The organism is Desulfarculus baarsii DSM 2075 (assembly GCF_000143965.1).
Lineage (GTDB): Bacteria > Desulfobacterota > Desulfarculia > Desulfarculales > Desulfarculaceae > Desulfarculus > Desulfarculus baarsii.
In genome coordinates this window covers 1,443,087-1,458,139 of sequence record NC_014365.1, presented here as the reverse complement: position 1 = coordinate 1,458,139, position 15,053 = coordinate 1,443,087, and the positions used below count along the sequence as shown (strand labels likewise).

12 protein-coding genes are annotated in these 15,053 nt (G+C 66.7%); 7 read left to right on the top strand and 5 right to left on the bottom strand.

Going from position 1 to position 15,053, the window contains the following annotated elements:
• Positions 1-34: 34 nt before the first annotated feature.
• The 5 genes from DEBA_RS06485 to DEBA_RS06465 are packed head-to-tail and all read right to left on the bottom strand — an operon-like array spanning position 35 to position 3,377.
• Positions 35-1,252: a tetratricopeptide repeat protein gene (locus DEBA_RS06485; protein WP_013258121.1), complete on the bottom strand. Its 1,218-nt coding sequence runs from the start codon at positions 1,250-1,252 to the stop codon at positions 35-37.
• Between the two features lie 3 nt (positions 1,253-1,255).
• Complete coding sequence (locus DEBA_RS06480) at positions 1,256-1,657, bottom strand: LapA family protein (RefSeq protein WP_013258120.1); 402 nt, start codon at positions 1,655-1,657, stop codon at positions 1,256-1,258.
• A gap of 6 nt (positions 1,658-1,663) precedes the next feature.
• Positions 1,664-2,149 carry an HIT family protein gene (locus DEBA_RS06475; RefSeq protein WP_013258119.1) on the bottom strand — a complete coding sequence of 162 codons (486 nt, stop codon included), beginning with the start codon at positions 2,147-2,149 and terminating at the stop codon, positions 1,664-1,666.
• 12 nt (positions 2,150-2,161) lie between these two features.
• Positions 2,162-2,641, bottom strand: a complete 480-nt coding sequence (locus DEBA_RS06470; protein WP_013258118.1) for a metallophosphoesterase family protein — start codon at positions 2,639-2,641, stop codon at positions 2,162-2,164.
• A gap of 7 nt (positions 2,642-2,648) precedes the next feature.
• Positions 2,649-3,377, bottom strand: coding sequence for a UPF0280 family protein (locus DEBA_RS06465; protein ID WP_013258117.1), 729 nt, complete (start codon positions 3,375-3,377; stop codon positions 2,649-2,651).
• Between the two features lie 306 nt (positions 3,378-3,683).
• On the opposite strand from DEBA_RS06465, the gene DEBA_RS06460 reads away from it, so the two are divergent.
• The 7 genes from DEBA_RS06460 to DEBA_RS06430 all read left to right on the top strand — a co-directional run bounded on the left by DEBA_RS06460 (position 3,684) and on the right by DEBA_RS06430 (position 15,042).
• Positions 3,684-4,316 (top strand): helix-turn-helix transcriptional regulator, encoded by a 633-nt coding sequence (locus tag DEBA_RS06460; protein WP_013258116.1) that lies wholly within the window; start codon positions 3,684-3,686, stop codon positions 4,314-4,316.
• A gap of 59 nt (positions 4,317-4,375) precedes the next feature.
• Positions 4,376-5,554 (top strand): thiolase family protein, encoded by a 1,179-nt coding sequence (locus DEBA_RS06455; RefSeq protein WP_013258115.1) that lies wholly within the window; start codon positions 4,376-4,378, stop codon positions 5,552-5,554.
• Positions 5,555-5,600: 46 nt separating this feature from the next.
• Positions 5,601-6,779 carry an acetyl-CoA C-acetyltransferase gene (locus DEBA_RS06450; protein WP_013258114.1) on the top strand — a complete coding sequence of 393 codons (1,179 nt, stop codon included), beginning with the start codon at positions 5,601-5,603 and terminating at the stop codon, positions 6,777-6,779.
• Positions 6,780-7,081: 302 nt separating this feature from the next.
• On the top strand, positions 7,082-7,870 hold the full coding sequence (locus DEBA_RS06445) for an enoyl-CoA hydratase/isomerase family protein (RefSeq protein ID WP_013258113.1): 789 nt from the start codon (positions 7,082-7,084) through the stop codon (positions 7,868-7,870).
• A gap of 52 nt (positions 7,871-7,922) precedes the next feature.
• On the top strand, positions 7,923-9,071 hold the full coding sequence (locus tag DEBA_RS06440) for an acyl-CoA dehydrogenase family protein (RefSeq protein ID WP_013258112.1): 1,149 nt from the start codon (positions 7,923-7,925) through the stop codon (positions 9,069-9,071).
• A 139-nt stretch (positions 9,072-9,210) separates the two neighbouring features.
• The gene (locus DEBA_RS16905) at positions 9,211-13,221 is read left to right on the top strand and encodes a PAS domain S-box protein (RefSeq protein ID WP_013258111.1); all 4,011 of its coding nucleotides are present in this window, start codon (positions 9,211-9,213) and stop codon (positions 13,219-13,221) included.
• A 162-nt stretch (positions 13,222-13,383) separates the two neighbouring features.
• On the top strand, positions 13,384-15,042 hold the full coding sequence (locus DEBA_RS06430) for a long-chain-fatty-acid--CoA ligase (protein ID WP_013258110.1): 1,659 nt from the start codon (positions 13,384-13,386) through the stop codon (positions 15,040-15,042).
• Positions 15,043-15,053 lie beyond the last annotated feature (11 nt).

Here is a 15,053-nt window from a genome sequence, read left to right as displayed (position 1 = left end):
CTTTAAAACGCCGGAATCGCCACCGGTCGAGCCCTCAGGAGTGGCGCGGCGTCATGGTGTCCCAACCGTGGCAGCGCGGACATTTCCAGGCCAACTGGTGCGAGACGAAGCCGCATTGGCCGCATTGATATTGGGCCCCGTAGCCTTGGACCTGGGCCAACAGCTCCACGTAGGCCTTCAGGCAGGCGTCGTTGTCGCCGGCGGCCAGCAGGATGTCGCCACGCAGTTGATGGGCCTCCAGGCAGCCGGGCTCCTTGACGATGGCCGCCTCCAACAATTGCAGGGCCTGCTTGTGCTCGCCGTGGCGCTGGCGGCTTTTGGCCAGGGCCAGCAGGGTGGCCGGCTCGGCCTGATCCAGATCAACGCCGGCGAGGAAGTCGGCCACCACCTTGCGGCCCAGGGTCTCCTCGGCCATGTCCAGGCGGCTGATCACCAGATGGGCGTAAACCGGGGCCATCTGCACGGCCTTGCGCCAGAGGTTGATGGCCTTGCGATTGCGACCGCGGGCCAGTTCCAGATCACCCAGGTGCAGATAGGCGTCGAGGCACTTTTTATGCACGCTGATGGCTTGGCTCATGGCCTGCTCGGCGGCGTCGAGCTTGCCGGCGGCCTGGAGATCCTTGCCCAGTTCGGTTTTGTGATGGGCCAGGACCAGGCGGTTGTCCTCGCCGGTGAGCTTGGAAAGCCGGCGCATGGTCTCGTAGGCCGAGGCCCAATCGCGCATTTCCTCGTAGAGGCCCACCAGTTGGCGCAGGGCGTCCTGGTGGCCGGGGTCGCGGGAAAGCACTTCCTGAAAGGCCTCCACCGCCCGGTTGAACAGGCCGCCCTTACGATAATCCAGGCCCAGGTCAAAGCGGGCCTGGAGCTGCACGGCCGGGTCCAGGTTGGCCCGGGCGATGATCGTCTGGCGGATGCGCACGGCGCGTTCTATCTGGCCTTTTTGCCTGAACAAATTACCCAGGACGACGTAGGTCTCCACCGTGTCGGTGTTCAGGTTGACGGCCTTGGTGAACTCCTCGATGGCCTGGTCGGTGTGGTCGGCCATCATGTGGCTGAGGCCGCGCAGAAAGGCGTCGTCCGAGGCCGCCCGCGAGGCCTTGAGCCCCTTGCCGGCGGCCACCGGGGCCAAGGGCTTACGGCCCCGGCCCAGCAGCCAGCCCAAGGCCAAGCCGATGAGCACCGCCGCCACGGCGGCGGCGGCCATGCCCAGGCTGATCGCCTGGCCTGCCACGACCATCAAGGTCTGGTCCATACGCTATTCCACCTTGTGTTCCGGCTCGGCCGGCGGTTGGGGCTCGGCCGGGGCCGGCGCCCCATGCTCGGGGCCGTTCTGGGTCAGCTTTTCGTCGGTCAGGGGCAGGTTGCGCAGGCTGTTGACCTCGGCGCTCTGCCGGTCGATCTCCTTCTGCTTGAGCTTTATCTCGCGGCGCAGGCGCATGCGCTCGACGATCCCCACCAGGCTGGCCCCCAGCAAGCCGATGAAAAACGCCAACATGATAACAAGATACGTCGGATACGGCGTCGATTCGAAATTGAAGAAAAACAAGTTGAGGCGGATCGACAACGGCGCGCTCAGCGGCTCGATGTTTTGGATCATGAAGATCACCGCCAGGGCCACCGCCGCCGAGACCAAAATCACCTTGACATAGTTCATCATGGCAATCTACCTGATATTTTTGAAGAACGGCCGCAGCTTCTCGCATGTGGCCTCGATGTGCTCGGGCACCGAGCGCACATCGCCCAGCACCGTCATGAAATTGGTGTCGCCGCCCCAGCGCGGCACGATGTGAAAATGCAGGTGCTCCTCGATGCCGGCGCCGGCCACCCGGCCCAGATTGAGGCCCACGTTGTAGCCCTCGGGGTTCATCAGCGTTTGCAGGGCCTTTTTGGCCAGGGCCAGGTTGGCCATCAGGTCGGCTGATTCTTCCTCGGTCAGTTCGTCGATGGCGGCCACGTGACGCTTGGGCGCGATGAGCAGGTGGCCGTTGTTGTATGGGTATTTGTTCATCATCGCCAGGGTCGAGCGGCCCACGCCCAAAACCAGGTTGTCGGCGCCCACGCCGTCGGTGGCCAGGCAGAAGATGCAGCCGTCGGCCTTGTCGTTACCCAGGATGTAGCTCATGCGCCACGGCGCCCACAAAACTTCCATGCGGTCGTGCTCCTACAAGTTGATGATACTGCCAGTGATCTGGCGGTCAACCTCCAAAACGCCCACCGTGCCCCCGGCCTGGCCGGCCATGGCCGAGCCGGGGTTGAACAGCAGCACTCCGCCGACGACGCAGTTGGCTGGCTGGTGCGAATGGCCGAAGACCACGCAGCGCACGTCATCGGCGGCGAAAGACTCGGCCACGCGCCGGGCCAGGCCCTCTCGCGGGCCCCAGCCGTGGGTCAGGCCGATGCGCAGGCCCTCCACCGTGATTATGCGCCGGCTGGGCAAGTTGGCGCTAGTGGGGCCCTGGTCCATGTTGCCGGCCACGGCCAGCACCTGGGGCGCGTCGAGGGCGTCCAGAACGGCCAGGCTGGTGATGTCGCCGGCGTGGAGGATCATGTCCACCCCCGCGAAAACGCGGGCCAAGAGCGCGGCGAAGGCCGGGTCGTAGCCTCGCATGTGGGTGTCGGAGATGACGCCGATGCGTTTCATGGCAGGCTCACAGTTCCACCAGCTCCACTTGGCCCCAAGCGGCGATGTCGCCGCCGATGATGGCCAGCGCGCCCAGCACGCCGTGGACGCCGGCGGCCCACTCCAGGGCCGGGCGCAGATCGGCGGCCGCGCGGACGCGGTTGCCCAGGGCCGTGGCCGCGGCGTCGGCCAAGGCGGCGTCGGCGGCGATGATCGTGGCCGCGTCGGCCCGGCCCAACGAAAGCGAGTGCCCCACCGTGCCCGAGCTGGTGCTCACGGCCAGGGGTTGGGCCGTGGCGGCCACGCGCAGGCCCAGCCGCCCGGAAAGCGGCGAAGCGCCGGCGAACAGGCCAATGGTCAGATCCCGCCCGGCGTCAAGGTAGACATCGCCGCCGTTTTCCACGGCCACGGCCTGGCTGTGCTCTTGCAGCGCCGTGGCCGTGGCCTGGGCCATGGCCCCGGCCACGGCGGCCATGGGCCCCACGCCGGCCGCCCGGCCGGCCGTCAGCATGCGCCGGACCAAGGGCGGGGCCAAGTCGTCGTCGGCCAGCGGCGTCAGCGCATCGACAAACTCGGGCCGGGCCCGGATATAGGCCTCCAGGCCCAGGCGCAGGGCCATGATGATCTCCACGGCCTGGGCGCGGAGGTCGCGTTCGGCCATGATCCACAGGTCGGTCTCCTTGACCCGCGCCGTGAAGGCCGCCAGCCCGCCCGCCCGGCAGGAGATGCGATAGCTGCGTTCTTGGTAGGCGGTCACGGATTTTCGCCAGATCCTTCCAATGGTTGAGCCATCGGGGCCGACCAGCCGACCGGCGCGCGCACGGCTCGACCCGGCCTCTCCCGCGCCGACTGGTTGCTTTTTATAACCCACAATTTTGACGCCTGTCAACGCTGGCAACCGCGGCAAACTGCCTATAAGTCCTAAACTTTCGGCCAAAGGCCACCGCCGTGGCCCCTTGCCGGGCCTCTGGTCCGACCAGATCACGCCGCGAGCCGAGCCATTTCTTGACTTGCCAACGGCGATAAGCTAATTAGAAAGCGATTCATTCATATTGGAGAGGCCATGAACAGCCGCCGTTTGGCACGGCTCATGGGCATAATCTGCGACATCAAGGCCAACCCGCGCCGCAGCCCCGACGAAATGTGCCGGCGGTTTTCCGTCTCCAGGCGTCAATTTTACAAAGACCGCGACACCTTGGCCCGCATGGGCTTTGGTTTTCATTACGCCAGGGGCAAGCAGGGTTTCCTGCTGGACAAGGAGTTGACCTTCAACGTCAGCGGCCTGTCGCTGGCCGACCTGTTCGCCCTGATCCTGGCCGTGCGCGAGTTGACCGGGCTTTCGGACTTTGGCCTGGCCATGGGCGCGCTGGCCGGCCTGCGCCGGCTGGTGGAGCAACTGCCGGCCGGCCCCCGCGAGCTGTTCCAGGATGCGGTGGACGAGGTGGTGGTGGCCGACGGCTTCGGCTGCCCGCCCGAGGTGTTGCGCGAGTTGGAGCCGGCCATCAACGAAGGCCGGCGGGTGGTCTTGGTCGTCGAGCGTGACGGCCAAGCCCAGCGCCTGAGCGTCGACCCCAGGCTGCTGACCCTCAAGGACGGCCGGTTGAGTCTGGAGGCCGACGGCCTGGAAGGCGGCCGCATCGCCCTGGCCGAGGTGCGCAAGGTCATCGCCACGCCGTTCTTTTCGCCCCGGCAATAGGCCGGGCCGTTGGTTTCGCATGGACCGGGCCGGGGGGCCCGGGGAAAGGACGTTTTCCGTTGCGCGAAGTAGTCATCACCAGCGCCTGCCGCACGCCGGTGGGCGCGTTCCGGGGGGCCTTCGCCTCCCTTTCGGCGCTGGACCTGGGCGTGGTGGTCCTCAATGAGGCCATCGCCCGCGCGGGTCTGGCCAAGGACCAGGTCGACGAGGTGATCATGGGCTGCGTGCTGCCGGCCGGTCTGGGCCAGAATCCGGCCCGCCAGGCCTGCCTGCGGGCGGGGCTGCCGGTGGAGGTGGGCTGCATCACCGTCAACAAGGTCTGCGGCTCGGGGCTCAAGGCCGTGATGCTGGCGGCCCAGGCCATCGCCTGCGGCGACGCCGAGGTCATCGTGGCCGGCGGCATGGAGTCGATGACCAACGCGCCATATCTCGTGCCCCAGGCCAGGGGCGGCATGCGCATGGGCAACGGCAAACTCGTCGACTCCATGGTCCACGACGGCCTGTGGGATCACCTCAACGACTTTCACATGGGCATGAGCGCCGAGCTCTGCGCCGAAAAATACGGCGTCAGCCGACAGGATCAAGACCAGTTCGCGGTCGAATCCTACGCCAAGTCCTTCGAGGCCGACGCCCAGGGCCGCTTCAAGGCCCAGATCGCGCCGGTGAGCGTGGCCGGCCGCAAGGGCCCCACCGTCGTCGAGCACGACGAGGGCCTCAAACTCTCCAGCCCCGAGGCCTTGGCCGCCCTGCGCCCGGCCTTCAAGAAAGACGGCGGCACGGTCACCGCCGGCAACGCCAGCACGCTAAACGACGGCGCGGCGGCGGTGGTGCTGATGAGCGCCGAAAAAGCCGCCGCCCTGGGCGCGCGGCCGCTGGTGCGGGTCGGGGCCCAGGCCGCCGCCGGCATCGACCCCAAATACGTCCTGGTCGCGCCGATGCTCTCCATCCCCAAGGCCTGCGCCAAGGCCGGCATCGACCCCAAGGACATCGACCTGCACGAACTCAACGAGGCCTTTGCCAGCTCGTCGCTGGCCGTGCAGCGCACCCTGGGCCTGGACCCGGCCCGCATCAATATCTACGGCGGCGGCATCTCCATCGGCCACCCCATCGGGGCCTCGGGAGCCAGGGTGCTGACGACGTTGATCTACGCCATGAAAGACCAAGACGCCGCCACGGGCATGGCCAGCCTGTGCCTGGGCGGCGGCGAGGCGGTTTCGTTGCTGGTGGAAAACATCTAGGCGATCTTCCCGGCCGCGGCCGGGCGACTTGCGAAAGGATCACAGCATGAAGGAAGTAGTCATCGCGGGAGCGGCGCGGACGGCCGTGGGCCGGTTTGGCGGCATGTACAGCGACATCTCGGCCGTGCAATTGGGCGTGACGGCGGCCAAGGAGGCCCTGGCCCGGGCCGGCGTGGGCGTGGCCATGGTCGACGAGCTGATTTTTGGCAACGTGCTGGGCGCGGGCCTGGGTCAGAACGTGGCCCGCCAGGTGCAGATCGGCGCTGGCGTGCCGGTGGACAAAAACGCCTTCACCGTCAACAAGGTCTGCGCCTCGGGCCTGAAAAGCGTGATGCTGGCGGCCCAGGCCGTGATGTGCGACGACGCCGAGATCGTCGTGGCCGGCGGAACCGAAAACATGAGCCAGGCCCCCTACCTGATGCCCAAGGGCCGCTTTGGCTATCGCATGGGCAACGGCTCGCTGATCGACAGCATGATCAACGACGGCCTGTGGGACATTTTCAACGGCTATCACATGGGCATCACCGCCGAAAACGTCGCTGAAAAATATGGCTTGACTCGCCAGGCCCAGGATCAACTGGCCTGCGCCAGCCAAAACCGGGCCCAGGCGGCCATCACCGCCGGCCGCTTCAAGGACGAGATCGTCCCGGTCATGGCTCCCCAGCGTAAAGGCGAGCCCAAGGCCCTCGACACCGACGAGTTCCCCCGCTTCGACACCACCATCGACGACCTGGCCAAGCTCAAGCCGGCCTTTAAAAAAGACGGCACGGTCACCGCCGGCAACGCCAGCGGCATCAACGACGGCGCGGCGGCGGTGGTGGTCACCAGCCGCGAAAAAGCCAACGCCCTGGGCCTGCCGATCCTGGCCAAGATCAAGAGCTACGGCTGGGGCGGCGTGGACCCGTCGGTGATGGGCCTGGGGCCCATCGAGGCCAGCAAATCGGCCCTGACCAAGGCCGGCCTGACCGTCGAGGACCTGGATCTGATCGAGGCCAACGAGGCCTTCGCCGCCCAGGCCCTGGCCGTCATCGGCGAGCTTAAGTTCAACACCGACATCGTCAACGTCAACGGCGGGGCCATCGCCCTGGGCCACCCCATCGGCGCTTCCGGCGCGCGCATCCTGGTGAGCCTGATTTACGAAATGCTCCGGCGCGACGCCAAGTTGGGCCTGGCCACCCTGTGCATCGGCGGCGGCCAGGGCGCGGCCATGATCCTCGAACGCTAAACGCAAGCCCCAAAAGTCAAGCGACCGGCCGGGGCGGTCGGCGACGATCCGCCGCCCCTCGGCTCGGTCCCTTGGCCGGGCCGACTGAGCCACCGCTCGTTTTATTTGTCACAAACGATTGCCACGGCCCCGATATTCGGGTAGTTTGGGGCCAGGCTCTGGCCAGACCACTTTGGTGGTCGGGCAAGGCGAGGGCGGCGGGGCGGGTGAGGCCCCGGCCGCGCGAGAGAACAATCCAGGCTCCGTCCCGGCCGCGCCAGGGCGGGCCCCTTTGCCGCAAGACGATGAGGAGACAAAAGGCAATGGCTTACGAGGTGATCATTTTCGAGACGGAAGGCCCTCTGGCCGTCGTCACCGTCAACCGGCCCAAGGCCCTCAACGCCCTGAGCCCCCAGGTCATGGACGAACTGACCGACGCCTTCGATAAAATCTCCACCGACGAAAACATTCGGGCGGCGGTCATCACCGGCGCGGGCCGGGCCTTCGTGGCCGGGGCCGACATCAGCGCCATGCAGACCTACACCCCGCTCCAGGCGCGCGGCTTCGCCAAAAAAGGCCACAAGCTGGGCGAAAAGATCGAAAACTGCCCCAAACCGGTGATCGCGGCGGTCAACGGCTTCTGCCTGGGCGGCGGTTGCGAGCTGGCCATGTGCTGCGACTTCATCTACGCCAGCGAGGGCGCCAAGTTCGGCCAGCCCGAGATCAACCTGGGCATCGTGCCCGGCTTTGGCGGCACCCAGCGCCTGCCGCGCCTGGTGGGCAAGGGCTGGGCCAAGTTGCTGTGCATGACCGGCGAGATGATCGGCGCCCAGGAGGCGGCGGCCATCGGCCTGGTCACCCGCGTCTTCCCCGAAGGCGAGGTGCTGGAGGCGGCCAAGAAAACGGCGCTTTTGATGTGCGGCAAGGGCATGGTCAGCCTGCGGGCGGCCAAGCAGTTGGTCGAGCAGGGCTTTGACTTGCCCTTGCAGCGGGCCCTGGACCTGGAGGCCGAGGTGTTCTGCACCTGCTTCACCAGCCCCGACCAGCGCGAGGGCATGAGCGCCTTCCTCGAAAAACGCAAAGCCGACTTCAAGGGCGGCCTGGACAAGTAAGCGACCCCCTTCGCGCGGAGCAAAACCGCGCCAGCCAAGCAGAGGACGGACAATGAATTTCGCACTGACCGAAGAACAGCTCATGGTCAAGGAGACCGCGGCCCGTTTCGCCGACGACGAACTCAAGCCCAAGGCCGCCCACTACGACAAAACCCACGAGCATCCCGCCGAGTTCGTCGAGGCCCTGGGCGAGCTTGGCTTCATGGGCATCGCCATCCCCGAGGAGTACGGCGGCGCGGGCATGGACTATGTCAGCTACGTGCTGGCCCTGAGCGAAATCAGCCGCGGCGACGCCTCGGTGGGCGTGATCATGAGCGTGTGCAACTCGCTCTATGGCTTCCCGCTCAACAGCTTTGGCACCGACGAGCAGAAAAAGGCCTTCCTGACCCCCGTGGCCAGCGGCAAAAAGCTGGGCTGCTACGGCCTGACCGAGGCCGGCGCCGGCTCCGACCCGGCGGCCATGCGCACCACCGCCGTGCTCGACGGCAACGAGTGGGTGCTAAACGGCGAAAAGAAATTCATCACCAACGGCAACGTGGCCTCCTACGCCGTGGTGGCGGCCATCACCGACAAGGCGGCCGGGGCCAAGGGCATCAGCTCCTTCGTGGTCGATCTGGAAAACACCAAGGGCTTCTCGGTGGGCTTCATCGAGGAAAAGATGGGCATCTGCGCCTCGGGCACCTCCGAGTTGGTCTTCGAGGACGCGCGCATCCCCAAGGAGAACCTGCTGGGCCAGTTGGGCGGCGGCCTCAAGCAGATGCTGATGACCCTCAACTCCGGGCGCATCGGCATCGGCTCCCAGGCGCTGGGCATCGGTCGGGCCGTGCTCGAGGAGGCCGTGGCCTACGCCAAGGAGCGCGAGCAGTTTGGCAAGCCCATCGCGGCCATGCAGGCCATCCAGTGGAAGCTGGCCGACATCGCCACCCACCTGGACGCGGCCGAACTGCTGCTGCTGCGCGCGGCCTGGCTGGAAGACCAGCACGCCAACTTCGAGATGCAGGCGGCCATGGGCAAGATGTACGCCTCCGACGCGGCCATGGCCGCGGCCATCGAGGGCGTGCAGGTGCTGGGCGGCTATGGCTATTGCAAGGAATACGCCATGGAGCGCCACATGCGCGACGCCAAAATCACCCAGATCTACGAGGGCACCAACGAGATCATGCGCCTGGTCATCGCCCGCAACCTGCTCAAACAACGCTGAGCCACGCCGGGGCCCCCGCCAGGGGGCCCCTTCCCTCGCCCGCCGCGCCGACGAAAATTGCTGGAAGCAAGTCAACACATTGATTATACTGACCGCATTCGGGCAATTTCCATTCAGTCGTTAGACAAGGCCACGCGCCATGCCCCAAACCAAAGTGATGATCGTCGAGGATCAGGCCCACGACCCCAGCCTTCTGGCCCGGCGGCTGGAAGCCTTGGGCTATCAGGGCTGCTGCCTGGCCACCAGCGGCCAGATGGCCCTGGGGTTGCTGGGCCAGTTCGACGTCGATCTGGCCCTGGTCGACGCGGCCCTGCCAGGACCGCTCGACGGCGTGGAGACGGCCAGGCTGCTGCGCGAGGCCCATGCGCTGCCAGTGGTGTTCATGGCCTGGCCCGACGACCGAGGACTCTTGGAACGGGCCAAACACGCCGGGCCGTTCGGCTATCTGCTGCGGCCCTTCAGCGACGGCGAACTGCGCGTGGCCCTGGAGATGGGCCTGCACCAGGCCCAGGCCGAAAGCCGCCTGCGCGAAAGCGAACGCCGTTTTCGTTATGTCGTCGAGGGCGTGGCCGACGGCATCTGGGCCCTGGATGAATTCGGCTTCACCAGCTTCGGCAACGCCCGCCTGCGCCAAATTCTGGGGCGCGGCCAGCAGGAATTGACGCAAAAAAGCGCCTTTGAGCTATTCGAGCCCGCGACCGCCGGCGTCTTGCGGCAAAACCTGGCCCGCTGCCGCTCGGGTCAAGGCGAGCCCTTCGAGCTTTCCTTCACCACGCCCCAGGGCCGCCTGGTCCAGGCCCTGTTTTCGCCCCGGCCCATGCTCGACCGCCTGGGGGCCCCCCGCGGGGTGATCCTGGCCATCACCGACGTTTCGGCCCTGAAGCGGGCCCAGCGCGGCCTGGAGTGGCAATCCAGGGTCGACCAGGCCCTGGCCCGCATCGCCGACGTGCTCCTGCACAGCGAGGTGACCTTCGAGCGGATCACCAAGGTCATCCTCGACAACGCCCGCGAACTGACGCAAAGCAAGCTCGGCTACGTGGGCAGCATCGACCCGCGAACCAGAGAGCTGGTCAACCACACCATCTCCGAGGTCATGGGCGACCAGTGCCAGGCCAGCTCACGAAGCGGGCGCGTGGCCTTCAGCCCCCGGCCCGACGGCTCCTACCCCGGCCTGTGGGGCCACTGCCTCAACACCAAAGAGGCCTTTTTCACCGAGCGCCCCGCGGACCACCCCGCGGCCCAAGGCCTGCCGCCAGGGCACCTGCCCCTCACCCGTTTTTTGAGCGCGCCGGCCATCATCGACGATCACCTGGTGGGCCAGATCGCCCTGGCCAACGCCGGCCGGCCCTACCACGACGACGACCTCAAGGCCGTCACGCGCATCGCCGATCTCTACGCCCTGGCCATCCAGCGCCAGGAGGCCATGACCGCCCTCCGCGACAGCGAACGCAAATATCGCCTGCTGGCCGACAATTCATCCGACACCATCTGGACGGCCGACCTGGGCCTGCGCATCGATTACATCAGCCCCGCCGTGCACGACCTGTTGGGCTACACGCCCGAGGAAGTCCTGAAGCTGTCGGTGACCGATCTGATCAGCGCCCGTTCGCTGATCAAAATCCAACAGTTGCTGCGTGACGAATTGGCCCGCGAGGCCAGCCAGCCCGGTTCGAGCCCCTCGCACGCCCTGGAGTTGGAGCATACGCGAAAAGACGGCCAAATCATCGTCGTGGAGGTCAGCGCCCGCTTCCTGCGCGGCCCGGACGGCCGGCCGGTGGGTTTGCTGGGCTCCAGCCGCGACGTCACCCAGCGGCGCAAGGCCCAGGACGATCTGGCCGAATCGGAAAGCCGCTATCGCGACCTGTTCGACAGCATCGAGGATTTCGTCTATTCCCACGACGAAGACGGCGTGTTGATCTCGGCCAACAAGGCCCTGGCCGCCGCCGTGGGCCGACCACGCCAGCGCATCATCGGCCACAGCATCGCCGAGTTCACCGCCGAGCGCCTGCGGCAAAATTTCCACGATATCTATCTGCGCCAACTGCGTGAAACCGGCCAGCACGAGGGCCTGTTCGTCCTCACCTCCCAGGATGGCCAGGCGCGCCACGTGGAGTATTACACATCCATGGGCCGTGACCGCTCCGGCGGAATCATCTATCGCGGCTCGGCCCACGACGTCACCGAGCGCCGCCATTTGACCCGCCAACTGCAACGGGCCAAGGAGGAAGCCGAGGCCGCCAGCCGGGCCAAAAGCGATTTTCTGGCCAACATGAGCCACGAAATCCGCACGCCCATGAACGCCATCATCGGCATGACCAACCTGACCCTGATGACCAGCCTTACCCGCGAACAGACCGAATTTCTGGGCACGGTCAAAAGCGCCGCCGAATCGCTGATGCAGCTTTTGGGCGATATCCTCGATCTATCCAAGATCGAGGCCCGCCAACTGGCCCTGGAAAACGTGGAGTTCGACCTGGCCGACCTGCTGGAGGCCACCCTGCGCGACCTTGCCGTGCGGGCCCACGGCAAGGGCCTGGAACTGATCGGGCGCATGGCCCCCGGCGCGCCCGGACGGCTGCGCGGCGATCCTCTGCGCCTGCGGCAAATTCTGGTTAACCTGGTGGGCAACGCCATCAAGTTCACCGATCACGGCCAGGTGCTGGTGGAGGCCCGGCTGGAGGCCATGGCCGATAACAAGCTGGAGATGCGCTTTTCGGTCGTCGATACGGGCGTTGGCATCGAGCCGGAAAACATCGGCCGCGTCTTTGACCGCTTCACCCAGGCCGACAGCTCGTCCACGCGGCGTTTTGGCGGCACGGGCCTGGGCGCGGCCATCTCCAAGGAGCTGTGCGAGCTGATGGGCGGGCGCATCTGGGTGGAGAGCACGCCTGGCCGGGGCAGCGCCTTTCACTTCACCATCGCCGCCGGACACTCCTCCCAAGACCAACCAGAGCCCAGCGGCCTGGATGGCCTTTCGCTGATGGTCGTCGTGGCCAACAAGGACGCCCGCCAGGCGCTGGTCGAATCCCTCCACGCCCAAGGCGCGCTGGTGCTTACGGCCGACGGCGGATCGACGGCCATGGAGTTGATCTCGCGCACCCACGCCGCCGGCGGCCGCTTCGACGCGGCGCTCATCGACATCGCCCTGCCCGGCATGGGCGGCATGGCTCTGCTGCGTTCGCTGCGCCGGCTGCCCCACGCCGCCGATCTGCCGGTGGCGCTGCTCAGCGCGCCCGGTCGGCCCGACGGCGCGGCGCCGGCGTTGACGCCGCCGCGTTGCCAGGTCGTGGCCAAGCCCGTGGCCCGGGCCGAGCTGCGCAAGGCCCTGCTGGCCCTGATCAACGGCGAGGAAGCGCCGGCCGCCGCGCCACGGCCCGATGACCCCGAACCGCCGCGCAAATCATTGCGCGTCCTGCTGGCCGAGGACAACGCCCTCAACCAGAAGCTGGCCGAAGCCATCCTGGTCAAACGCGGCCATCTGGTCAGCCTGGCCGACAACGGCGTAAAGGCCGTGGCGGCCTTCGAGGCCACCGAGTTCGACCTGATCATCATGGACGTGCAGATGCCCGAGATGGACGGCCTGGCGGCCACCCGCGCCATCCGGGCCATCGAAAACGAACGCGCCCTGGGTCGCACGCCGATCATGGCCATGACCGCCCACGCCATGGAAAGCGATCGCCAGGCCTGCCTGGAGGCGGGCATGGACACCTACGTGGCCAAGCCCATCCAGCCCGACGAATTTCTGGCCGCCGTGGAGGGCCTGGCCGGGCGGCAACCACCGCCGCCGGCCCAAAGCGCCCCGCCGCCGGCCGACCAGGTGCTCGACCGCGAGGAGCTCCTGGCCCGCGTCTCCGGCGACGAGGCCCTGGTGCGCCAACTGGCGGCGATCTTTCTCGAAGACCTGGACGAACGCGCCACCGCCATCAAGCGGGCCCTGGCCGCTGGCGACGCCCCGGCCCTGGCCATCGCCGCCCACACCCTCAAGGGCGAGGCCGGCAACATCGCCGCCCACGGCGTGCATCAAGCCGCCCTGGCCCTGGAGCGCGCCGCCCGACAAGGCGACATGGCCCTGGCCGCTCAACTGGCCACGCCGCTTCTGGGCCAGATGGAAGACCTTAAAACGGCCGTGGCCAAGCTGCGCGATCAATAGCCATTCATTTAAGCTGAACCTTGTTTCGCGCCCCGCCGATAAGTTACACTTTCGCAGTTTCGCCGGGCACGCAACGTGATCCGCGGCCTGTTACCGCAGGCGGCCGCAAGCAACCATGCCCCAGCCCAGGATCGCCAACCAGGTTTGGAGGAGGGTTTCGCAATGGAGCTTGTCAAGGGGTTCGCCGCCACGTCTCAAGATGATTATCAGCTTAATATTATTAATATTTTCCGTCATGGCGCACGCAATTCCGCCCGGCAGGAGATCGCTAGTCAAACGCCGGCGGGCATGCTCAGGCAGTCTTACGCCCAGTCTTTCGAGCGCGTCAACCGCCTGGCCAACGCCCTCAAAAGCCTGGGCGTCCAGCCCGGCGACCGGGTGGGCGTGATGGATTGGAACAGCTATCGCCACTTCGAGTGCTACTTTGCCCTGCCGGGCATGGGCGCGGTGCTTTTGCTGCTCAACCTGCGCCTGGCCACGCCGGACCTGGCCTACGTCATCAACCACGCCAAGGCCAAGGTTATCATCGTCGATCAGACCCTGGCCCCGTTCATCGAAGCCGCCGCGCCCCTGCTGGAGACCGTCGAAGGCTACGTCATCATCGGCGACGGCGAATTTTCGGCCGTGCGGACCAAGCTCGCGCCGGCCCACGGCTACGAGGAGCTCCTGGCCGCCGCCGCGCCGGAATACGATTGGCCCCACCTGGACGAGCGCTCGGCGGCGGCCGCCTGTTACACCACCGGCACCACCGGCCGGCCCAAGGGTGTGTTCTATTCCCACCGCTGCGTCTATCTGCACACCATGGCCGTGGCCATGAACAGCCAGGCCAGCGATCAGGACTGCTTTCTCCAGTTGGTGCCCATGTTTCACGCCCTGGGCTGGGGCGGCGTCTATTACGCCGTGATGGTCGGGGCCAAGATCGTCTTCCCCGGCATGTACAACCTGGAGCGGCTGGATCTTTTGGCCAAGCTGATGATCGACGAAGGCGTGACCATGGGCGCGGGCGCGCCGGCCCTGTTGATGCCCATGCTCGAATACATCCGCGGCCTGGAGCAAAAACCCGATCTTGGCCGCACGCGCTTTTTCTGCGGGGCCTCCGAGCCGCCGCTGGCCATGATGAAGGGCTTCCACGACCTCTGCGGCCTGGACATCATGCACGCCTACGGCGCGACGGAGACCACGCCCCTGGCCTCGGCCAACCGCCTCAAACCATGGCTGGCCGACGCCCTGAGCGACGACGAAAAATGGGATCTGCGCCGCAAGCAGGGTTTGGTGATCAACGGCCTGGACGTCAAACTTCTGGGCATGAACGGCGAGCCCCTGCCCTTCGACGGCAAAAGCGCCGGCGAGATCTGCCTGCGCGGGCCCTGGATCACCGGCCGCTATCACGACGCGCCCGGCTCCGAGGCCCAGTTCACCCCCGACGGCTATTGGCGCAGCGGCGACGTGGGAACCATCGATCAAGAGGGCTATCTCAAGGTCACCGACCGGCTCAAGGACGTCATCAAAACCGGCGGCGAGTGGATCTCCTCGGTGGACATGGAAAACGCCATCATGTCCTTCGCGCCGGCGCTGGAGGCCGCCGTGGTCGGCGTCAAGCACCCCAAGTGGGAGGAGCGCCCCCTGGCCCTGGTCATCCTGCGGCCCGAGTTCAAGGGCCAGGTCAGCGCCGACGACGTGCGCGCCCACCTCAGCAAGAGCTTCGCCAAGTGGCAGTTGCCCGATCAGGTGCTCTTTGTCGACCAGATCCCCAAAACCAGCGTGGGCAAGATCAGCAAAAAAGACTTGCGCCAGGCGTACCAAGACATTTACATGAAATGACGGGCTGAAAC